The 22921-nt window shown below is 44.7% G+C and carries 19 protein-coding genes; 16 read left to right on the plus strand and 3 right to left on the minus strand.

What is annotated here, in order from left to right:
- Window positions 1-103 precede the first annotated feature (103 nt).
- Window positions 104-1801: an alginate export family protein gene (locus B9A32_RS19230; protein WP_084071592.1), complete on the plus strand. Its 1698-nt coding sequence runs from the start codon at window positions 104-106 to the stop codon at window positions 1799-1801.
- A gap of 410 nt (window positions 1802-2211) precedes the next feature.
- On the opposite strand, the gene B9A32_RS19235 is transcribed toward B9A32_RS19230, so the two are convergent.
- The gene (locus B9A32_RS19235) at window positions 2212-3804 is read right to left on the minus strand and encodes a sigma-54 interaction domain-containing protein (protein ID WP_084071593.1); all 1593 of its coding nucleotides are present in this window, start codon (window positions 3802-3804) and stop codon (window positions 2212-2214) included.
- A gap of 273 nt (window positions 3805-4077) precedes the next feature.
- Here B9A32_RS19235 and B9A32_RS19240 point away from each other — a divergent pair, with 273 nt between their 5' ends.
- The 3 genes from B9A32_RS19240 to B9A32_RS19250 all read left to right on the plus strand — a co-directional run bounded on the left by B9A32_RS19240 (window position 4078) and on the right by B9A32_RS19250 (window position 7250).
- A complete protein-coding gene (locus B9A32_RS19240; RefSeq protein ID WP_269749048.1) occupies window positions 4078-4320 on the plus strand; it encodes an AMP-binding enzyme in 243 nt (80 codons plus the stop codon).
- Between the two features lie 176 nt (window positions 4321-4496).
- Complete coding sequence (locus B9A32_RS19245) at window positions 4497-5624, plus strand: CaiB/BaiF CoA transferase family protein (protein WP_084071595.1); 1128 nt, start codon at window positions 4497-4499, stop codon at window positions 5622-5624.
- A 57-nt stretch (window positions 5625-5681) separates the two neighbouring features.
- A complete protein-coding gene (locus B9A32_RS19250) occupies window positions 5682-7250 on the plus strand; it encodes a sigma-54-dependent Fis family transcriptional regulator (protein ID WP_084071596.1) in 1569 nt (522 codons plus the stop codon).
- A gap of 48 nt (window positions 7251-7298) precedes the next feature.
- Here the strand turns inward: B9A32_RS19250 and B9A32_RS19255 are convergent, their stop codons facing one another.
- Entirely contained in the window at window positions 7299-8684 is a 1386-nt protein-coding gene (locus B9A32_RS19255; protein ID WP_084071597.1) for an aspartate kinase, read from the minus strand.
- Between the two features lie 181 nt (window positions 8685-8865).
- Between B9A32_RS19255 and B9A32_RS22430 the strand changes: the two genes are divergently transcribed.
- The 12 genes from B9A32_RS22430 (at window position 8866) to B9A32_RS19310 (ending at window position 21039) form a co-directional block, all read left to right on the plus strand.
- Window positions 8866-8997, plus strand: a complete 132-nt coding sequence (locus B9A32_RS22430; RefSeq protein ID WP_269749047.1) for a hypothetical protein — start codon at window positions 8866-8868, stop codon at window positions 8995-8997.
- 436 nt (window positions 8998-9433) lie between these two features.
- The gene (locus B9A32_RS19260; RefSeq protein WP_084071598.1) at window positions 9434-9826 is read left to right on the plus strand and encodes an SCP2 sterol-binding domain-containing protein; all 393 of its coding nucleotides are present in this window, start codon (window positions 9434-9436) and stop codon (window positions 9824-9826) included.
- A 122-nt stretch (window positions 9827-9948) separates the two neighbouring features.
- A complete protein-coding gene (locus B9A32_RS19265) occupies window positions 9949-11352 on the plus strand; it encodes an AMP-binding protein (RefSeq protein ID WP_084071599.1) in 1404 nt (467 codons plus the stop codon).
- Complete coding sequence (locus B9A32_RS19270; RefSeq protein WP_084071600.1) at window positions 11349-11543, plus strand: hypothetical protein; 195 nt, start codon at window positions 11349-11351, stop codon at window positions 11541-11543. Before B9A32_RS19265 ends, B9A32_RS19270 begins: the two co-directional genes overlap by 4 nt.
- 148 nt (window positions 11544-11691) lie before the next feature.
- Complete coding sequence (locus tag B9A32_RS19275; protein WP_084071601.1) at window positions 11692-12489, plus strand: DUF2148 domain-containing protein; 798 nt, start codon at window positions 11692-11694, stop codon at window positions 12487-12489.
- 2 nt (window positions 12490-12491) lie between these two features.
- Complete coding sequence (locus B9A32_RS19280; protein WP_084071602.1) at window positions 12492-13328, plus strand: DUF2148 domain-containing protein; 837 nt, start codon at window positions 12492-12494, stop codon at window positions 13326-13328.
- Window positions 13329-13364: 36 nt separating this feature from the next.
- Complete coding sequence (locus B9A32_RS19285; RefSeq protein ID WP_084071603.1) at window positions 13365-14609, plus strand: acyl-CoA dehydrogenase family protein; 1245 nt, start codon at window positions 13365-13367, stop codon at window positions 14607-14609.
- Between the two features lie 29 nt (window positions 14610-14638).
- Complete coding sequence (locus tag B9A32_RS19290) at window positions 14639-15877, plus strand: thiolase family protein (protein WP_084071604.1); 1239 nt, start codon at window positions 14639-14641, stop codon at window positions 15875-15877.
- Window positions 15878-16019: 142 nt separating this feature from the next.
- Window positions 16020-16799, plus strand: coding sequence for an SDR family oxidoreductase (locus B9A32_RS19295; RefSeq protein WP_084071605.1), 780 nt, complete (start codon window positions 16020-16022; stop codon window positions 16797-16799).
- A gap of 12 nt (window positions 16800-16811) precedes the next feature.
- Window positions 16812-18140: an OmpP1/FadL family transporter gene (locus B9A32_RS19300; RefSeq protein WP_170923913.1), complete on the plus strand. Its 1329-nt coding sequence runs from the start codon at window positions 16812-16814 to the stop codon at window positions 18138-18140.
- A gap of 238 nt (window positions 18141-18378) precedes the next feature.
- Window positions 18379-20082 carry an acyl-CoA dehydrogenase family protein gene (locus B9A32_RS19305; protein WP_084071607.1) on the plus strand — a complete coding sequence of 568 codons (1704 nt, stop codon included), beginning with the start codon at window positions 18379-18381 and terminating at the stop codon, window positions 20080-20082.
- A 210-nt stretch (window positions 20083-20292) separates the two neighbouring features.
- Window positions 20293-21039, plus strand: coding sequence for an enoyl-CoA hydratase/isomerase family protein (locus tag B9A32_RS19310; protein WP_084071608.1), 747 nt, complete (start codon window positions 20293-20295; stop codon window positions 21037-21039).
- 489 nt (window positions 21040-21528) lie between these two features.
- Here the strand turns inward: B9A32_RS19310 and B9A32_RS19315 are convergent, their stop codons facing one another.
- Window positions 21529-22293: a CoA transferase gene (locus tag B9A32_RS19315; protein ID WP_084071609.1), complete on the minus strand. Its 765-nt coding sequence runs from the start codon at window positions 22291-22293 to the stop codon at window positions 21529-21531.
- Window positions 22294-22921 lie beyond the last annotated feature (628 nt).

Here is a 22921-nt window from a genome sequence, read left to right on the forward strand (position 1 = left end):
GGGAGAAATATTTTTAAAATCAGGAAGTTGTATCTATGAGAGGGCAAAATGTTTAATTTTTTAAGGACAATCTCAGTAGATAAATGAAAGGATGGATTAAAAGATGAAAAAAAAGATGGGGAAAAAAAATGTAATACTCATCGGGTTGTTTAGCGCCATCATAATGGGTTTTTTTTCACCTGTTCTGGCAAATGAAAGTCAGGATATGAAATCCCAGTTAAAGCTGGCAGATGATATTACAACTGAAACCCTGGTAGGGCCGGGAAGCCTTGAAATTACTACCGGAAAAGACATTTTGATGAGCTTTGGTGCAACGGTTCGCGTCATTCCTACTTTGGAATCAGACTGGGATTTCGGTTTGGAAGATAATGCTCAGGGAGGTTTTCTTTTTGGTGGACTGGGACCCAACTTTTTTAAAGATCATGCCAATGAGGGAGGGTGGGTCAATAACGGGTATATTCGTAATGAGGATAAAATTTATTTCAATGCCCTGCCAAAGGACAGGAAGTGGAGTTTTTATGCTGCATTGGAATATGATTCCGTGTGGGAAACATCTTCGGTGGACGGCAGGGGGGGGAAAAGCTCAGATAGTAGTAATTTTGGGCTTGAAAGAATAGAGGGAACCATGTTGCTTCCTTATGGTTTACGCCTTCATGCAGGATTTAATATCTGGAACCTTGATGGCATTGATGGTGGCGGATTGGTTTATGTGGACGACAATCCCGGATTATGGTTTACAGGGGGTCACGATGCCTTGAGTTTTAATGTCGGGTTTTTTAAATTGGGTGAAAATGATTTTCAGACTGGGCCTGGCGCACTCAATGACGATGTGGATGATGACAGGGATCTCTATGCTGCGCAGATGACATGGAAACTGGATGATAATAAAAAGGTGAAGTTTCTATATGCCTATGACAGAATCAGAAATGCTCCGGCCATTGATTTTATGGGCGCTTTGACGCAAGGTCAGATGGGCGTTGACAGCGGAAAGATGGCAAAAACCGACTCTCATCATGTCGGTGCCTATTATATTGGAAATTATAATAATTTGAATCTGTTTTTGGAAGGTGTATGGCAGTTCGGCTCCGCCGACGATACCGGTCTGGGAGCATTGGGAAAAGAAGAAAATTATGATGTGTCAGCGTTTGCCCTGGCCGCAGATGTCTCCTTTCAGTTCAAAGGACTTTTGACTGATTTCCCCCTGAAACCCCATGTCGGAATTATTTATACCACCGGTGACAATGATCCCAACGATGACAAACTTGAAGGGTATACCGGTGTGGTCAGTTGTCAGCGTTTTGCCCAGCGATGGGGTGGTGAAAATACAATCATCGGTGATAATAACTGGGTATTGGGAACACCGATATACAGTTATATCCCTGAAATGTATGGAAACGGCACACCGGTGGCTACCGGTGGTATATCCAATCTGACAGGATTTGGAAACGGCAGGGGGGATAACCCTGGATTAACAATGATCAGTCTGGGACTTACAGTTGCACCCAAACCGTTCATCATCTATAAAACCAACGTCAATATGTTCAGATGGAACGAAGACTTTGAGGTTTCCAATTTCGTTAATCCCACCTTGGGTTCTACAGAAGTATCTGCTGGTTATGTGGGAACGGAATGGGATAATGAATTGACAATTGCTGCAAGTAAAAACACCTTTATTAAAGCCCAGGCGTCGTTTTTCTTCCCCGGTGAAGGGGTGGAGGACGTAACAAGTGCCCTGGCTGGGGGCAATGCAAGTGATGAGGTGGCATGCCGGCTGGCGGCGGAATTAATCTGGAATTTTTAAGATTTTAACCTGTCTTACGGTACAGTCAAGACTTAAAATTTAGGACGATGTATCTCCCGGAGCAGGGTCGCTTAGGTCCCTTTAAAATCAGTTATCCTAAGGGGTTAGTGTTGATATTTCAGTACTTGTTTTTTATCCGTAATCTATGCTGGGCCTTTCCATAAATAGAACCACTATGCATGAAAAGGCCCATGTTGTTGAATGCAAATAAAAAATCTGTGCATTTTGCCTGTCACTGTTTGATCTAATATTATCCAAAGCTCAAAACAGAGAATGGTAACGTCTCAATAACCCGGGGTAAGAAATTTTTTTTGGCCTTTCAAATACCGGGAGATACCCACAAGCCGGTCTTGAATGCCCACCCGGGCTTATTGAGAATTTACAGAGAATCTGATTTTTAAAGCGGTATTCTAAAGATTAGAGTTGGGCTTTGCATAGCGGCCTTTTGCGTTTCTTCCAAAGGGAACTTTCAGGGTTTTCATGCGATGCCGCAGGGTACGGGAATTGATGCCAAGCAGTTCGGCAGCGCCACCTTTTCCGTCGATTTTTCCCTGGGAGGCAAATAACGCTTTTTCAATATGCCTGGCCATTGCCGCATTCAGGTTTAAATTTTGTCTTTCAACAGGTATCATATCCTGATTCGTTTCTGGGTGTATTGTGTCGATTTCCATGGGAAACGTTGAGTCGGGTGTGGCCAACTCCTTAAAAGACAACGGTTTTCCTCCACTGAGGATCAGCCCCCTTTCCACGGCGTTTTCCAGTTCTCTTACATTTCCAGGCCATGAGTAACTCATAAGCCGGTCAATGGCATTTGTTGTCAGTTTCGGGGTAAAACCCAAATTCATCTGAACAGATTTTTTGTGCAGGAAGTGCTGTACAAGGGAAGGAATATCCTGTTTATGGTGGCGAAGGGGTGGGATAATGATGGGAAAAACTTTTAAACGAAAGAATAGATCTTGTCTGAATCGACCTTCTGACATCATTTTTTCAAGATTTCTGTGGGTGGCGGCAATGACCCGGATGTCCAGATTTATGGATTCTGTTCCCCCCAATCGTTCAAGCTTTTTTTCCTGGAGAACCCGCAACAGGCGAACCTGGGCCTCTAAGCTGAGTTCGCCGATTTCATCCAGAAATATTGTACCTGACTGGGCCCGTTCAAACCGTCCCCGTTTTCTGTTTATTGCACCTGTAAAGGAACCTTTTTCATGCCCGAATAATTCACTGTCCATCAATGAGTCGGGAATTGCCCCACAATTAACATCAATAAACGGCCCCTCTCTTCTTAGGGAGAGATTGTGAATTGTCTTTGCAATCAACTCTTTTCCGACCCCGGTTTCTCCCAGCAGCAATACAGGGCTGTTCATGGGGGCCACCTGTCGCACAAGGTCCATGACTCCCTTTAACCCAAATTCAGCACCAATGACCTCTTCCCCACCGATGCTGCGAAGTTTTTTGTGAAGGTATTGATTGTCATCTTCTAAAAGCTCTTTGTATTTTTGACTTTCACGGTAATGAATGCTGTTGGTCACGGCAATGGCAAAGGGATCGTTTAGTTGTGAAACAAGCTGTTGATGCTTTTTGTTGAAAATTTTTTTTGGTAAACTTATAAATGAAACCACACCATGAAATTTATCTTCAATGACAAGGTCCATGACCAGGGCTGAAAGATCCAGGCAACCCAATTGTTTGCAAACAGGCTGGGCAACCATATCATCACTGGTATTTAGAATTCTGCGGACCCGGGTTGATCTGTGTGCATCAATGTGTTGACGCATTTTTCGGGTAAACTTGGTTTTGATGGAAATTGCTTGATATGTTTCCAGATTGGCATAAGCAATGGCCTCTGAGACACCTTGGGTCTGGTCGTAAAGGAGAATGATCATTTGACCAACAGGTATCACTTCTTTAAGATACTGGAGACATCGCCAAAGGGCCTTGTCCAATTCAAGTGTGCTGCTGATTTTAAGTGTGGCCTGACGAAAAAAAGAATCGTAATCTGTCAAAGATACCTCCCTGAGAAAAAAGAACAATTGGACTTGGTCATGAGCTGGGCTACTATACGGGATAAACTGATCGTCCCTATGCTCAAAATCAAGCTATCATATTTGGTATAATGAAAAATAAGTACCATATAAGATAAATTAATATCTTATATATGGTATTTTTGCAATGTGCTTTTAATTGTTTATGGGAGTATAAGGGGGACTTAGTTTTGGCATGATCTTTGCTTTTTATTAAATTCTTAATGGAATCAAAACACATAATACCTGAACATACTGGAGGCAGCAGTGGTTGGGGTTGAACACCCAAAATATCAGGAACGTCCACTTGCTTTGGTGGTCGCAAGAGCTGACAGTACATTGACAAAAGAGGATGTATTGTCATCCATCGGTAGTGAATTTGCAAAATGGCAACTTCCAGATGAAGTACTGTTTGTGGATGAAATCCCCAAAAGCAGTGTGGGGAAGTTCTCCAAGAAAGATATTCGTGCCCAATATAAAAATATCTATTTGGCATAATTATAGATTGTTATTGTGGAAAATTGGGAACGATTAAACCCATTACACTCTAAAGGAGTTGGTGAATTTTGATTTGCCGTTTATTAAGACCAGTGGCTTTTAAATACTAATCATATGGAAGTAGTAAATGGTAAATCAATAAAATCCAAAGCCCTGATTATAAACAAAGGGGAAATATGCAGGACGCACTTAAAGGTATCAAAGTTTTAGACCTGACCATGAACTTACCCGGGCCTTTTATGACATGGATCATGGCTGAGATGGGCGCAGAAGTACTCAAGGTTGAAAATCCTGAAATTGGTGATTTTGCAAGGACATTCAATGACCCGGAGCAGGAACTTTATTTTCCTGTATTTGATACGGTGAATCGGAGAAAGAAAAGTATTACTCTTGATTTGAAACAGCAGGCAGATCAGGATATTTTCCTTGGTTTAATTGAAGATTATACCATTGTTGTTGAGGGGTTTCGACCGGGTGTCTTAAAAAAACTGGGAATTGATTATGAGACGGTTGTCCAGCAATATCCCGAAGTAATCTATGTGTCTATTTCCGGTTATGGACAAGATGGAAGTTATGCTCACAAAGGCGGCCATGATTTGAATTATCAGGCGTTGGCCGGTTGTTTTGATACGGGTTCCATGGCCGGTATCACACCTTCTGTTCCTGCTGTTACCATGGCTGACATCGGTGGGGGAAGCCTTTTTGCCCTGTCAGGACTCTTGTCCGCTATTATTGCACGGACTAACACAGGGAAAGGCCGCCATATCGATATGTCGATTTTTGACGGCATTTTTCTTTTTAATATTTTTCCATTCTGCCAGATGAAAAAAAATAGCGTTCAAAATCGGGACGAACCTCATATTTTTTCGGGGAATCACCCCTTTTACAACATATATGAAACCCTGGACAATCGCCATATGAGCCTTGGGGCTTTAGAGGAAAAATTTTGGCAGACCTTTTGCAGAACAATTGGTCGAGAGGATTTGTTTTCTATGAGATTTGGCGGAAAAAAGGCAATTCAAGAGGTGGCAGCTGTTTTTAAAAGCCGCACACAGGCTGATTGGATAGAACTGTTTCGTAATAAAGATGCCTGCTGTGAACCGGTTCTCAGTATTAAAGAGGTGATGAATTCCGGGCTGTGCACAGAACGTGATCTGGTGCGAATGGATGAAACTGGTATTGCTGTGTTGAACAATCCCGTTAAAACTGTGGGAGAACCCCCGGGTGAGATCCATAAGGCTCCTGCCCTTGGCCGGCATAATCCGGAAATACTGGGTAATTTATCCATGACAAAACATCCATGACCCATATCCTGAAAAAATTTAGTCAAAAAATGAGGTGTTCAGGATCGGAGGTTATAAATGGATGAAAATATTTTTTTTCGCAATGCCACCCTGGAAATATGCAGTAGCCTTGAAATTGAAAAAGCGTTGTGGAAATGTCTTTGGTTCATGCAAGAAGGCATTCCCGTAGCGCAGATGAGTCTCCACCTCTATGATGCGGCCACGGGCATTGCAGAGACCATCGCTCACGCCACTTTGGATGATTATCGCGTCATATCTTCCAAAGTGCTCCTGATTGAGCAGACAAGAAGACAGATTGAAATGCAACGAACTATCCGGGTGAGAATGGTATCAGATACGGCGGATGATCCTGTGACAGAGCCTTTGTGTCGATATTTGGGGTGCCTTGAACGCTCTGCCTTGATTATGGATCTTGTCATTGAAGGGAAATTTTTGGGGGTTCTTTCTTTTCAAAGTTTTCCAGATGAACAATTCAATGAAAGCCATAGACAGATGGTCTCCTTATTAAATGAACCCTTTGCCATTGCTGTAAGCAACAGTATCCGGTACAGGCAGTTGAAGCATCTTAAGGATATGCTGGAAGACGATAACCAATATTTTCAAAAGGAGTTACAACTTAATAGGGGGGAGGTGATCGGGGCGGAATTTGGACTTAAAAATACCATGGAATATGTCCGCCAGGTATCTCCCACAGACAGTCCTGTTCTGCTCCTTGGGGAAACTGGTGTAGGTAAGGAGTTGATTGCCACGGCCATTCATAACCTCTCTCATCGAAGGGAGGGGCCTTTTATAGCGGTAAACTGTGGTGCCATCCCCGAATCACTTATGGACAGCGAGCTTTTCGGCCATGAGAAAGGGGCCTTTACCGGTGCCATTGCCCAAAAAAGGGGGCGTTTTGAACGGGCCAACGGTGGAACACTTTTCCTGGATGAAATCGGAGAGTTAAATCCCGATGCCCAGGTAAAATTATTGCGTGTACTACAAGAAAAGATCCTGGAACGGCTGGGAGGAACAGAGTCAATAAAGCTTGATATCAGGGTTATTGCCGCCACGCACAGGGATCTTGATGATATGATGGCAAAGGATCTTTTTCGCCAGGATCTTTATTTTAGACTCAAGGTGTTTCCCATTGTCATCCCCCCACTGCGGTACAGGTTGGCGGATATTCCCTCTCTGGTTCACCATTTCATACAGAAAAAATCCACCCAGATGAAATTGCATTTTATGCCCCGACTGGCCCCGGATGCCATGGAACATCTTATGCAGTATTCCTGGCCTGGTAATATCAGAGAGCTTGAAAATACGGTGGAGCGTGCTTTGATTTTATCCCATGGTGCCCCCCTTAATTTCCGGGAACTGGTATTTGCAAATGCACCCGAAAAAAGGCCCTCTACACCAGAGATTGAGATGCCCAAGATTATTGAGGATGATTTTCACTCCCTTGACAATGTCATGGTCGAGCACATTAAAGCGGCGTTGTATAAATCTGGCGGAAAGGTGGAAGGGAAGGGGGCCGCGGCGGATTTGTTAAACATTAATCCCAGAACGCTGCGTCATAGAATGCGCAAGCTAGGTGTGCCCTTTGGCCGCAGCGCCCAAGACCTCTATATAAAAAAAGAAGATTGATTGTACATGGAATCCCCAATTGGGAAATAATAATTAAAATAGAATATTTCAGGCACAAAGTGTCCCATGAAGAGCCACCTGGGCCTGGGAGAACTGGTCCCTTTCAACGATAAACTGCATGTTTGTCTGTCTGTTTGTCTGTGAAACAGCGAGAATATTGATGGACTTGCCAGCCAGAGCCTGGGCCGCTTTAGCCATTATTCCGGGTTGGCCAATATTTGAGCCAATGGCGCAGACGATGGCCACCGGGCTTGTCGAGACCTCTTCCATGGCCTCATTGAGTTCCGCCAGAAAATGGGGCGTACAGTCTTTCTCTTCAATGATCAAATCGATGGTATTGGCATTGGTCATTTTGGAGATGTAAGATACATGAAATTTGTCAAAAATCTGCATGATACGGAGGTCAAATCCAACTTCTCCCACCATTCTGGTATCATGGATTTCCATGCAGATGACCTCATTGGAGCCAGTGATAATTTCGACCTTTGACTCCGGGGCGATGAAATCCTTGGTTATGAGCGTTCCTGGATGATCAGGGTCAAATGCATTTTTTACCCGGATGGGGATATTTTTAATCTCAAGCGGTTTTGATGCTTTTGGGTGTATGGCTTCCATGCCCACATCCGCCAATTGGTCAGCCACATCATAATTGGTATTACAGACAGGTTTGACGTTTTTTTCACCGATGATCAGCGGGTCCCCTGAGCAGAGGTGGTATTCTTTGTGAATAACTGCCTCATCAGCACCTAATAATACAGCGATTTTTGAGAACGTCACCTCGGAGTATCCTCTGTCAAATTCTCGCATGATTCCCTCAGTCCCTTTTGTATAACCCGTTGAAAAACAAATTGTGGAGAAGGGGTTAATTTGGGCAAAGCTATCTTTTATGCGCTCATCAATGGTTAACTGGCGACTGTCATCCCAACCACTGAGATCAACGAAGGTGGTGTTGTATCCTCTATTCTTAAGAATATTTGCAGAGTTAAAGGCGCTGTGCATTTCCCCAAGAGAGGCCAAAAGTTCCATGGCAGCCAGCAACAGCTCTTTACGGCTGACATATCCCGAGGCGAGAACATTATCCATACTGCGCAGAATGTTTATGGCCTGGTCAATCCTATCGCCAATAAAATTATTGGCCGCTTCAACATCAAGCCCGATATCACGAAATGTCTCGTTGAGCTTGTAGAGTGATTTTTGTAGCCGGATCATTTTAATCGGATAGTTTTGTTGATCTTCAAAAAGTTTATAGATACCCGGCTGATTGGTTTTCTTATGTTCGAGCAGATCATTGGTTACCCCTGCATAGGCCGACACGACATAAATTCTGCCAAATGTATGTTCTTTGTCTTTGAGAATGATATTGTCAACGATTTCAGAAAATCGTGACATGGAGGTGCCGCCGATTTTTTCAATGTTCAGGTGATGTTTTGCCATGGTAATCCTCTATGTTTATATGAACAGGAACCTGTCATCTGCCAGGATAGTGATGAGGTAAAGTCTTGTTCATTGTTGTAGTTGTCAATCGGTACTATTAATGCATCCCGATCGTTTTGGCAAGTCTGTTTGCAGGGGCGATCCAAATACTGCACACCCTTAGCCCTGGCATATGCAGTTCTTGAGCCACAGGATTTCCCTGGCATCCATCAAAGGACTGATACGGGAAATGGACAAGGGGCGAGATGTGACCACGTTGCTTGAACTGCAATCAATACTGTTTGGCTCCAGCGCCCTGGCTACTCTGCGATAATAATCAAGGGTGCCGATGGCACGGTTGAAATGAGCTAAAAATGGTTAGCCATAGCTGAGTCACATGGGACCGGAATGGCCGTATTATCCGGTTTCATTTATCTTCTCCATATGTATGCAGTTTATTTTTTAAATAAAGACTTTTGATGAGACTATAGCGTCATTTATAGTGTGCTGTTAATTAGTGAATTGACCTTATTAGGTCTTTGGGTGATCTTATGAGATCACATTAATTATTTTCAAAAATCATAAGTTGAATAAATTCAGTAATTTATAATAATCTTAATTTTGGCATGCAATTTGTATTAATAAACAGGTAAGTCACTTAATGGAAAAACTGAAAGACCGTAGGAGATTAAAGGCAAGGACAAAAAAATGGATATCTGAGTCGGGTATTCGTTGGATTTTGACCGTATCGATTAAAGGAGTAAAACCAAATGGCGATTTACAAAGACAGCGAACACATGTACGAAATTTTGGGAAAATTGTGGAATTATGTAATCAAAGAGACGGAATTTGGCCCTAAACTTAAAGAGTACGATATTTCCTACAAATTTATTGTCAGTGATCCCAAAGGGTATTTGCTTATCACCCATGATGAAGTGGTTATAGGGGATGAGGCTAACAGGGATGCCGTAATTACCATGGAATTGTCCGGGGAGACCATCCACAATTTCTGGCTTAATAAGGTTAATCTTCCTGTGGCCTTGGCCACCCGGAAAATAAAATCAAAAGGCCCAATTCCTAAGGTTCTTAAAATATTGCCATATCTGAAGCCGGTGTTTGAATTGTACCCGTCCTATTGCAAAGATTACGACCTGCCCATGTAATCCAAAGCTTGCCAGGGAGTGGCAGACACCCATGAAGCATGGGTAACCAGGTCTCTGGTCAACCAGGAATTTTGTATAATATATAACTTAAGTATTGAGATATATTTATTAGGAGCAGGAAAATGGCTAACAGTAAAATATCAGGATTTTTTTCCTACGAACTTGACGCCAAGGCAGAGGAAAATCCAGAATTTGAGATTTTAACCTTTGAAAATGGCATCTATGCCGATGAAGTGCTCAGTTACGAGACCATCGTCACCAATAGGCGTAAGCTCGCTGAAAAATTAAGGGATTCCGGGTTCGCCAAGGGGGATGTTCTGGCATTGTTCATGAGAAATCACCCGGAATTTGTTTATTCCCTCTACGCGACCAATGTGATCGGTGCGGTGTTGCTGCCCATTGATCCCAGGACAAAAGGAGAAAGACTTGAATTTGTACTGAGAGATTCAAAAGCACGCGGGGTTATTTTTACCAGTGAATTTAAAGAGGATTTTCTTCCGATTTTGAACCTCCTTCCTGAAATCGAAATCATTGGCGTGGCCTCCAAGGAAGGCATGGAAAAAGCAACGGATCTTCCGGATCTGGAAGATGTCTGGAGTGCATCAAAAGCCCCTGTGCCGAAGGATAGATGCGAAGACCTGAATGCGCCCATGGAAATCATCTACACTTCTGGTACAACAGGGGATCCCAAAGGCGTTGTCCTTAAAAACAGTCGTCTTGCACCTTTTGGCATGCTGGCCAAAGGGGTGTTTCAATACAATGAAACCGACAAATTGTACACCGGTCTCTCACTGACCCACGGCAATGCCCAGGCGGTTACCATGGTTCCTGCCCTCTACCTGGGTATCCCTGCGGTGATCAGCGCGAAATTTACCAAAAGCCGGATCTGGGACATTTGCCGGAATTACGGATGCACAAGCTTTTCTCTGCTGGGGGGGATGATGATGGGAATCTTCAGTGAGCCCGAAAAGAGTGACGATGCTGACAACCCGGTTCGCTTGATTATCAGTGCCGGAACTCCGCTTTCCGTGTGGAAGTCCTTTGAAAAACGGTTTGGCGTCTTTATTCATGAGTGGTACGGCGCAGTGGAGGGCGGGTTTGCCCATAGGCCACCAGGAGTCGGGCCCGTCGGTTCTTTTGGAAAACCGCTGGACGGGGTCATGGAGATGAAAGTGGTAAAAGATGACGACAGCGAATGCAAGTCATTTGAAATTGGCGAAATCGTCTGTCGTGCCATTGGGCAGAAAACGGAAGTCCGTTATTTTGGCAAGGAGGATGCCTCGGAAAAGAAAACAAGGGGAGGATGGCTCAGATCTGGAGACATGGGGCATCGGGATGAGAACGGATGGTTCTTTTTTGACTTTCGAAAAGGCGGTGGTCTTCGCCGGGCGGGGGATTTTATTCAGCCCAACCATGTGGAAGCCGCATTTGCCAAATATGAAGAGATAACAGATGTCTGTGTTTACGGTATTCCTGCAGCATCAGGTGCTCCGGGTGAAGTGATCTGGTATCCGCCGTTGTATTGACGGAAGGTACAACACTTGATGTTCGCAGCCTCTACGCACATTGCAGAGAACTACTGGATGGTAACAGTATTCCCTCTTATCTCCAGGTTGTTGATGCCATTCCCAAGACGGCATCGGAAAAAAACCTGGATCGATTTCTCAAGGATGATTTCAGTATAGATGCGGATAACGTCTATGGGTTTGGCAAGTAATTGGGGATTTAAGGTGCTTTATTGACAAGAACTGAGACAGGCACGCTTTAAACCGTTCATTTGATCCGTTCAATTAATTCATTTGAACCGTCCAAATCACATCGTACGTTTGACTTTTTTATTTGAATCGATAAAAGGAAAAAATATCATGAAAAAATATGTTGAAGATCTCGATTTTCAGGGGGAAGAAAATATCAGTGACTGGACACCGTGGTCTCCACAGGACATTCGCCGTAAAAAAGGGGTTCTGGATGCGGCTCGCATGATGGTTAATTCCGCCATGACCGCACCGGTGGCAGGAGGGGTGCCACAGCTGGAAGCGGAACTGATTTATGGGCAAAAAGAGATAGAAGCCCTTGCCAGGCGAGTAGAGGAACTGGCCCATAGCAATAAGGCTTGGAAAGAGGCGTATCTGTATGAAGCGGTGATGGTTCGAGATTCGGATGTGGTGATTATGCTTGGCAATACCCGCTGTCATGAAACGCCCCTGGATGCCAATTGCGGCATGTGCGGCGGTACCATGGATTGTGGCTATTTTTATGACAAGGTCGAGCACAAATATGGCATTGTCGATACCACGAATAGAAAATCTGAGACCCCGATCAAAGGACCATTGTGCTCGGCACGTGTGGATGATCTCGGTTATGCCATAGGCAGTGCATTGTGGACGGCTCATACGCTGATGGTGGATGCAAGGCCCTTTGCCAGCATGGGGATGGCCGGGCAAAAATTGGGGTATTGTTCAAATTCCGGCATGGTTGTGGGCGTGCCTGTGGCAGCGAAACCCAAAAATCCCTATGTGGACGTCAATGTGGATTATCACCTGATTAATATGGACAGGGTGCTGGATAATACACGCAAAGTATATCAAACGGCAAGGCTTGTTCGCGGGTTCGACTACCGCAAATGGATACCCAAGCCGACTAATAAAAAAGGGGAGGAGTAAAAATGGGTCATTTAATAGGAAACGATTACCTCCAGGAACACCTTGTCACCGTTGCTAAAAACATTGTGCTGGCAATTAAAAAAGCTCCTATGATCACGGGGAGAACACCCATAGAGGCAGAAATTATCTGGGGCGAAGATATTGTCCCAATTATCGATGTAATTGAACCGGTGGCCAAAGCTGCCAGATATGTCCAGTGGGATTATCAGACCCTGAAAGGGTGTTACGATAAAGGCGAACCCCCAGTCATCATCGGCATTGGCGCAAAGGTGGACCGTTCCGATCTTGGATGGAACTGCGGTGCCTGCGGTTTTTCCACATGCAGGGAGTTTAATAAATATGCCAAAGAGAACAGCGGCGGCGGGCAATTGGGTGGCCCCTGCTGTAATTGGAAACTGCTTGATTTTGGCATTGCCTGTGACTGGGCCTGCGCGTCTGCATGGCAGTATAAAGTGGACAACCGAATCATGGGATCCGTTGGATTCTCTCTGATGGCATTGAATTATCTGCCCAATTCCAATGTCAAGCTTGGCCTTGCCCTGGGGCCTGCCCGTGACATGGTCTACTATTCTCGGGAAGAGATGCATAAAAAGTTCACCTACGAAGAAGAAAAAACAGATATGCTCAAATCCGTACCCACCATGTTCACCTGTTTCCCCGGCAACGGCAACCCCATGTATAAAACCAAAGATGACTGGTGGGCACCGCCTGAGTTTATGGATGTAAAATACTCCGAAGCATCCATGGACGCTTACCAGAAAATTGTTTACGAACAGGTTCCGGAAGCGGTGATGAAACACGTCGATAAAATTTCTGCCAGGTATAAAAAAGAAAAATAAATTCCCCACGAATTCACGCTCTCAAAGGAGAAAAAAATGAATTATTTGGAACTCAACATCAACTTGAGCAAAGAAGATATCATGCTTAAAAAGGCTGCCCATGAATTTGCCAGGGACGTTATGCGCCCTGTCTCCCAGGAGATGGACCGTATGACAGCGGCAGAAGCCGTGGCACCGGGGTCTCCCTTCTGGGAGTTCAAGAAAAAAGCCTATGAGCTGGATCTGCACACCATCTTGATACCGGATTCCTATGGGGGGATGGGGTTGACACCGCTTCAGTTGCACCTGGTTATTGAGGAGTTGGCCTGGGGAAGCGTCGGACTGACCATTGACCTTGTCGTGGCAGCTTTTCCTGCCTACCTGGCATCCATGGTCCCAGACGATGAGATCGTTGAAAATATTATTAAACCGTTTTGCGATTGTCGGGATGGCAAAATTGCCGGATGCTGGGCCATTACCGAACCCATGCATGGCTCAGACACCCTTTTGCCCAACTATCCGAGTTTCAGAAATCCAGACATCCCTGCAGACTGTATCGCAACCCCGGATGGCGATCATTATGTGATCAATGGCCAGAAAGCTGCCTGGGTTTCGGGGGCACCCTATGCCTCCCATGCGGCCTTGTTTTGTCAGATTGATCCCTCCATGGGTCATGCCGGCGGCGGAATCATCATTGTGCCCTTAGATCTTCCCGGGGTTAAAAGAGGGGCACCTTTGGAGAAACTGGGCCAACGGGATGATCCCCAGGGCGAGCTCTATTTTGATAACGTTCGTGCCCCGGCAAACTATCTGGTTGCCGGTCCTGAAGCCTACGAAGTCATGCTGGAAATCGTATTGTCCGCCACCACCGTATTGATGGGGACATGTGCAACAGGTATTGGTCGAGCCGCATTTGACGAGGCCTTGGAATATGCCAAAAACAGGGTTCAATGCGGTAAAGCGTTAATTGAGCATCAGGATGTGCAAAAGAAATTGTTTCAAATGTTCAGCAAGGTTGAAATGACCCGTCAACTCACCCGGTCTGTGCTTGAATACAATCAGAATACATCGACACCTGCAGAAGAGTACTCCGTTATTGGCAAGGTCTTTGGATGCCAATATGCCTTTGAAATAACCAATGATGCAGTTCAGATATTTGGGGGTAATGGATTGACCAAAGAGTATATTGTGGAAAAGCTGTTCAGAGATGCCCGGGCCATGCTGATTGAAGATGGGTCCAATGATGTGTTGGCCATCGCTGCAGGACACAAGGTGATCCATAATTATCCCAGGCAGGATTAAACAACACCACCAATAAAAAGGAAAGAAAAATGTCCAATGTATATATCGTAGGGCTTGGAATGATTCGGTTTAACAAATACCCGGACAGAGGGGTAAGGGATATGGCCCACGAGGTCACTCGTCTGGCCCTTGAAGATGCCGGACTTGATGCCAAAGCACTTGAAGCCGCCTTTTTTTCAAATACCTTTTGGGGGATGTTTGCCGATCAGCACTCGATTAAGGGGCAGGTGGTTTTGAGATCCATGGGGATTGACAGCATCCCGGTCACCAACGTGGAAAATGCCTGTGCCGGAGCCTCCACAGCCCTTCACCTGGCCTATACCGGCATCAAGGCCGAGATGTATGATGTGGCCCTGGTTCTGGGATCTGAAAAAATAACGGATAAGAATAAAGCCAAATCCCTTGGTGCCTATGCCGCCTGCATGGATGTGAAAAATATTGACAGTCACCTTGAGATGCTGGTGAAGTACAGCAAAGCATTTACCAAAGGGCTTCCCATTGAAGAGAGTGCCCCCGGAGCTGGCCGTTCGGTCTTTATGGATGCCTATGCCACCTTTGCCCGATGGCACATGAGCACATTCGGATCGACCCGGGAGCAGCTGGGAGTGATTGCATCGAAAAATCATTTCCACGGCTCTTTGAACCCCAAAGCCCAGTATCAGCAACGGATGACCATCGAACAGGTATTGGCAGATGCGCCGGTTACTTATCCTCTGACCCGCTCCATGTGCGCGCCTGTGGGTGACGGGGCTGCGGCTGCCATTGTCTGTTCCGAAAGATATTTAAAGAAACTTGCCAACGTACGCCCGGTGAAAATCCTTGCCTCCATCATGGGCTCAGGAGCTGAGAGATCGTTTGACGGAATCGATATTGGAGAACGGCTGGTCAAACAAGCCTATGACAAGGCGGGGGTCGGGCCGCATGATATCAGTCTTGCAGAGCTGCATGATGCCACCGCCTACGGAGAACTGCACCAGGTTGAAGCCATGGGGTTCTGTCCCGTTGGAGAAGGCGGAATTTATGCGGAATCGGGAGCCACGACCCTTGGCGGCAAACAACCGGTTAATACCAGCGGCGGGCTGGAGTGCCGCGGTCATCCCATTGGGGCGTCAGGCCTGGCTCAGATCTACGAACTGGGTACCCAGCTCCGCGGAGGGGCCAGGAAACGTCAGGTTGAAAACGCACGTCTCGGACTGGCTGAAAACGGTGGGGGAAATATTGGCGTGGAAGAGGCTTCCATGTGTATCCACATTTTGGAAAAAGTGTAAGAGATCAAGGTAAATAAACGAATTTAGAAGAGAATCATAGGAGCGGTGGAACAGGGGAGAGGTATCTGTTTGCAACAGATAACAATATATCTTTCCCCATCGCTTTTAGAAAAGAAACATCCAATGAGAGGGAGAATGTGAAATGAAAGATCGTAATAATATTTTTATCACTGGAGCTGCCTCGGGAATCGGGCGTGAAACGGCTCTTCTTTTCGCCGCAAACGGCTGGTATGTCGGTATTGTTGATATGAACAGCGAAGGCCTTGGGACACTGGAGGCTGAAATTGGTAAAGAAAACTGTTTTTCAAGAACAATGGATGTAACAGATCCGGTGGGTTATCAAAAAACAGTGGATGCATTTGCCGAGAAAACCAATGGAACAATGGATATTTTGTTCAATAATGCCGGAATCCTGAGAATGGGACTCAATGAGACCATCGATTTGGAACAACAGCACCTTACGATTGATATCAATATAAAAGGCATTCTCAACGGCATCCACGCTTCCCTGCCGTTGTTAAAAAAGACCATCGGTGCCCGGATTATTTCCATGTGTTCCACATCCTCGGTCTATGGCATGCCAGAACTTGCGGTCTATTCTGCCAGCAAACATGCTGTGGGTGCTTTGACCGAGGCATTTGATCTTGAATTTCAACAATACGGTATCCGGGTCTGCGACATCAAAGCGCCCTATATTGCCACGCCAATGGTAAACCAAGCGGATCAATTAGCCCATAGTGTTGTTTCAACGGGTGTTAATCTCAAACCGGAACAGATAGCGGCTCTGGTGTGGAAAGCGGCCCACGGCAATAAACTGCATTGGAAAATTCACTATTTGACCCATGTCTTGTATTTTTTATTTGGGTTGCTGCCGTTTCTCAAACGGCCGGTGATTAAGCACCTGTGTCTGTCGAAAAATTAAATGGAGATATCGATGAAAAAAAATATACCCCTGTTGCTGGTCTCTTTCTTGCTTGTTTTTCTGAATTTTTATGGAGTGTCTCGTGCCTCTTACGGATATTTTCTTCATGGAGCCGGAGCTGTGAATGATTCTCTGGGAGGCGCAGCAACGGCTGGTAATAAACAGGATTTGCTGGGTAGTCTTTATCGAAATCCGGCAAATGCAACTCTTTTTGAGGGCAGAATCGCTTCTGTGAGTGTGGGAGCCGTTTTTCCTGATGCAACCATAAACAGTTCCGTCAGTGCCCTGGGTATGACTGGATCAAGTGATTCAACCGTGGATGTCATTCCCCTCAGCAACCTGGGCGTGGTGTTCAACGATAAAACCCGTCCCATGGCCTATTACTTTGCCATCATCGGAGAAGCTGGGCTCCATCTTGACCTGCCCCAAAGCTTTTCCAATCCTATTTGCGTATCCCAGGCGGGTAAATCCGATAATCCTTATGGAGGTGCTTTCGGCGGTTTCGGCGCCATTGAAACCCAGATGGAAGTAGTTCGGATCCCCTTCGGGGCATCTTACCAGATAGACAATAAGTGGGCCCTGGGATTTTCAGTGGGGCCGTCGGTGGCGCGCCTGAAATTTTCCCCTGCCGCATTTGCTGCGCCGGATGATGCCAATGGCGATGGTATTTACACTTATCCCACGGGTGTTGATCATGAACTTGCCTTTGGGGTCGGCTTCCAGGCAGGTGTCCGCTGTCAAGCAACAGATAAACTGGGAATCGGTTTTACCTTTACCAGCCCCACCTGGTTTAACGATTTCAAATGGGATGTCACGGATGAAAACGGTAACAGTAGGACTGTCTCACACCATGTTGACCGTCCCCTTACCCTGCATCTGGGCTTAAGCTATCAAGCGACACCAGGGACGATTTTTGTGATGGACTGTTCCTGGATCAACTATAGTGGCACCAAGGGATTTGATGAAATCGGCTTTGATTCCAACGGCTCCCTCAAGGGGCTGGGGTGGGATGATCAGTGGACGGTTGCCCTGGGAGTCCAGCATGATATCCTTGTAAATTGGACGATTCGGGCCGGTTACAACTACGGCACCAATCCCATTGATGATGATATCACCTTTCATAATGTGGGAAACCCGTTGCACAACGAACACCATCTCTCTTGTGGTTTATCCTGGAAAGTGACGGAACAAATGAGCATTGATTTGGGCTATACCCATGCATTTGAGACGTCTCAATCTGGATCGTGGTATGATGCGACCAACCAGGCAGTTCCGGGAACAGAGATTGAATCCTCATTGGTGTATGATCAGGTTGCCGTTGGCCTTACGTTTTTGTTTTAGTGTAATCCCCATATTAATCGCTTTTTTTACAGGCCGTATTGGTTTAGTGCATAGTCAAGACTAAGATTTAGGGTTTAGCGTGCCAGAGAGTGTTCTCCCATGGCATTATCCAGCATCAATAACCCTAATATTAAGATTTGACGTTGCATTCGCGATTTCATACGCGCATATCCGGCCAAATAAGGCTTGCAACTTTTAGGTGGCATTCAAACAATATGCTTTTCAAGGAAAAACAGATATGATTCTTTTTAATCCAAAAGAACACAACATCAAATACGGTGATGAAAAAACCTGCGCCATGATGCAGAAAGTTATTGATCATTTTGAAGAAAAAGGGTTGAAATCCTTAAAAAAAGACTGGCACGAAAAGGTGTGGAATTACGAATTTGTAAAATTCATGAAAGAGAACCAGGTTATGGCAACCCTTATGACACCAGCAGGCTACGGTGCCAAGGACTCTCGCTGGGATACCCATAGAAACGTCATGTTTGCAGAGATTACGGCTTTTTATGGAATTACCTATTGGTACACATACCAGGTTTCCATGCTTGGTCTTTGCCCGGTATGGATGGGCTCCAATGAAGAGGTGAAACACAAAACCGCTCAGCTCCTTCAGGATGGTGAAGTTTTTGCTTTTGGGCTTTCCGAAAAAGAACATGGTGCAGATATTTATTCTTCTGACATGATGCTTTATCCCCAGGAAGACGGAACTTATAAAGCCAATGGAGATAAATATTACATTGGAAACGGTAATGAAGCCGCCCTTGTTTCAACATTTGCAAAAATCGACGATTCCGGGGAATATGTTTTTTTTGCAGTGGACAGCAAACATGAAAAATATGAGTGTGTAAAAAACACGGTGAATCAACAGAACTATGTTGCTGAGTATCGACTCCATGATTATCCGATTTCCCGGGCAGATATTATGGAAGAAGGCCCCGATGCCTGGGACAACATGCTCAACACAATTAATGTTTGCAAATTTAACCTTGGCTGGGGGGCAATAGGCATCACTACCCATGCATTTTATGAAGCAATTTCCCATGCAGCAGGAAGAAATTTGTATGGAAGATATGTAACGGATTTCCCGCATGTAAAAAATATTTTAGTTGAGTCCTATGCACGTATTGTTGCCATGAAAACCTTTGCCGAAAGAACCATAGATTACATGAGAGCGGCAAATGAGAATGATAGGAGATACCTTCTTTTTAACCCCATGGTAAAAATGAAAGTGACCCGTGAAGGAGAATCTGTTGTTCAGTCTTTATGGGATGTAATTGCTGCAAAGGGGTTTGAAGCCGAACCTTTTTTTGAAGTCGCAGTCAATGAAATACCCATGTTGCCTAAACTTGAAGGGACTGTTCATGTTAATATTGCACTCATTGTCAAGTTCATGAATAATTTCCTCTTCGATCCGGGTGAATTTATTGAGATAGGCAAAATGCACGACACTGAAAATGATGATTTTCTTTTCAACCAGGGACCGACAAGGGGGCTTGGGGAAATTCAGTTCCATGATTACAACAAAGTATACGACAGCATGGACACACCGAATATTTCTATTTTTAAGGAACAGATCCTTGGGTTCAAAGATTTTTTAACAAAGGCGACCCCTGACAAAAATCAGACAAAAGACATTGATTATCTGCTTACCCTGGGTGATCTTTTTTGCCTTATCCCATATGGGCAGCTTATCATTGAGAACAAGGATCATATGGGTGTGAACGACGATATGATTGAAAGCATTTTTGATTTTATTATTTGTGACTTTTCAAAGCTTGCAACGGAACTGATGATGAAACCGAGTAACTCTGATACACAAAGAGAACTTGCCAAAGCCATATTAAGAAGCCCTAATTCTGACACACAACTTTTTGAAAGAGTTTGGGAAGAAGTTTATGCTTATAAAGATGCTTATAAAATGAGAGATCAGGATTTTTGATCGTTTGCAATCAAATCCCCTGCTCAGTTCGAGTGGCTCTGAAAGGAATAAGGGAGTTCATGAAAAATAATATACTCAACATCAATGAGATTCATAGCAACTCTTTAGAGTGCTGCATGCAAAAGTGGGTAGTTTATTATGGTGAAGTCCCTGATTCCTATCAGTGCATCATGCCAAAAATACATATAAGTTAGACACTGGAGGCAATAAATGGATAAAACAATAATTGAAGCGCAAGGAAACGTTGCTGTTGTCAGAATGGCCAATGGCGTTTCAAACGCGCTAAACCCTGAATTGATCGAAGATCTGACCCACACACTGGAAGCTGTTAAAAAGGAATTTAGAGGAATGGTTCTCGCCGGGAACACCAAATTTTTTGTTATTGGTTTTGATGTTCCCACATTATTAAAACTCGATCGACCAGGAATGGTTGACTTTTTTCATCGCTTTAATCAGTTAACACTGGATTTATATACGTTTCCGTTGCCAACAGCCTGTGCTGTTGCAGGCCATGCCATTGGGGGGGGGAATATTCTTGCACTCACCGGTGACTATCGGTTTATGGCTGAAGGGAAAAAGCTAATTGGTTTAAATGAAGTACAATTGGGTGTTCCGGTGCCCTACTTGGCGGATTTAATCCTTCGACAGATTGTCGGCGATCGGACAGCAACGGAGATGTTGTACACGGGTGCCATGATGTCCGCAACTGCCGCACTGGAAGTTGGTCTTGTGGATGCAGTGGTACCGGAAGGAAACCTGGAACAAAAAGCAATTGAAAAAATAGCCAACTTGTCAAAATTGTCACTCGATGGCTTCTCCGCAATTAAAGAAAATCGTACTGATTCGATTCGTACAGCTTATCAAGCAGGCTTTGCAAAAAAAAATGCGCAATTTGTTGACTGTTGGTTTAGTAAAAAAGTACAAGAACTTTTATTTAAGGCCGCTGAAAAGTTTTAGTTGTATTGAACTCCTGTTTTGTAAAAAGTTGTTTTATGACTCATATCTTATAATCAAGGAAAATCAGAAATGCGACGTAGAGACGGCATTGGAAATGTATTTAAAATTATGTCCGGGTGCTCAAAGTGTTATCGGATGTATTGATATCGACCATGAGATTGTTTTTATGTGAAAGTATTATTATGGCTTAAAAATATACTGATTATAAGGGATTTGGCAGCGAGTTGGGGAGCAATGAAATAGACTGGAAAAATCATTTTCCTGCACTATTGTTGAAACGCCAACCACAACTATAATGAAAGGAAGATGATGACTACAGCATCTAACACCGCCCTCCAACTGAATCGAATTATTTGCATGTACGGTTGTTAAGGAGCCGAGTGATAATAAAAGGCATGACTTTTGATCTGTATTTCTTTGAAACATCAAGATGTTATAATAAAAAGAAACGCCCTTTATTTCTGTGCGACTCCTAAGCATAATATTACATTATTGTCCAGGAAAATATTGTGAACTCCCATGGGTTATTGAGTTGTTACCGCCAAGCTTTGGCGACGGCTTTGGTTTGGTCGGTTTTTCACCCACAGTCTTGATGGAAAGGGTGAAGACGTTTTTTCCTTCTATGTTTTGTATCGTAACACCTCGGCTTTTTCCCAGGGGAGAGTTCATGGCTTGTTCCAGGCTGAGCACTGGTTCGCAGCAAGCGTCCGCATCCTTTAGATGTTCCACCCATTCGGCTTGGGTTCGCTGCTTGAAAAGTCCCGAGACCTCTTCAAGCACCCGTGCACCACCGAATTGTTGCGATGCGAGATTTTTTCGACCAACGACCACACAGAAATTATGCCAGAATTTTGGTTCCACGGCTCCCAGAGACATGTACTTGCCGTCTTTGGTTTCGTATAGGTTATAAAACGGCTGGTTGCCGGACAGAAAGTTTCCATTCGCGTTTATTCTTTTCATGTGTCCTTGCATATGAGCATATGCGAATACATTGAGGGCAAATGTGCCGTCAAACATAGAGACATCCAAATGTCGTCCTATGCCAGTTCGCTGTCGTTCGATGACGGCGGCAAGAAGGCCCGAGAGTCCGAACATCCCGCCGCCCACCAGATCCGCGACAGGTATCGTAGTGGGCAGGGGGGACGGGCGCACGCCGTCACCGGTATCAAAGCTGCCGGCTAGGGCCTGATAGTTAATGTCGTGGCCGGCCTTTTCTGCGAAAGGTCCCTCCTGACCGTAGCCGGTTGTTAAGATTCAAATAATGTAACGCCATCCCCCCAAATCAGTGACAAAATAATGTAACGGGCAGGTAGATAACCCGCCGCATACCCCGCCAAAATAATTTAAAAACCATACCCCGCTTATCCCGCAGTTATTCCCCGCCGCCATATCCAGTCAATCAACTACATAACTCATACCGGTTTACCCCGCAGTTATCATGCAGTAAATTTATTTAAAAAAAAGTTTAGCCATTGTATTGTTATCAACCAATATTGTCAGACGAAAAAGGGAAGGCTCGAAGCTGGCACTTCGAGCCTTTAATGTAGACATCCGAATATAGATAGCGGAAGCCACACCAACATCAATATTAAACCATTGCTTCCGCAATATTGCAAGAGTGGGAGTATGAAAATCGTTTTATTAAGAGGTATCAAGTGCAGGCAATGTACCCAGAATTTTTATGTATGCCGCAGTTGTTGGCGGGGACAGGTGTATTGTTGTCAAAGATGCCGTATTATAGCCCAAAAAGAAGCCCATTGTAGAGCTCAGAGAAAATATCGACAAACCGGGTCAACCCCTTTTTTATGGAGAGTTTTATCTCGTAGTTTTTTATTTATTTTTACTCCAAGTTTGAATTGTTGAAAGCACAAAATTGTTCATT

Source organism: Desulfocicer vacuolatum DSM 3385, assembly GCF_900176365.1.
GTDB lineage: Bacteria > Desulfobacterota > Desulfobacteria > Desulfobacterales > Desulfobacteraceae > Desulfocicer > Desulfocicer vacuolatum.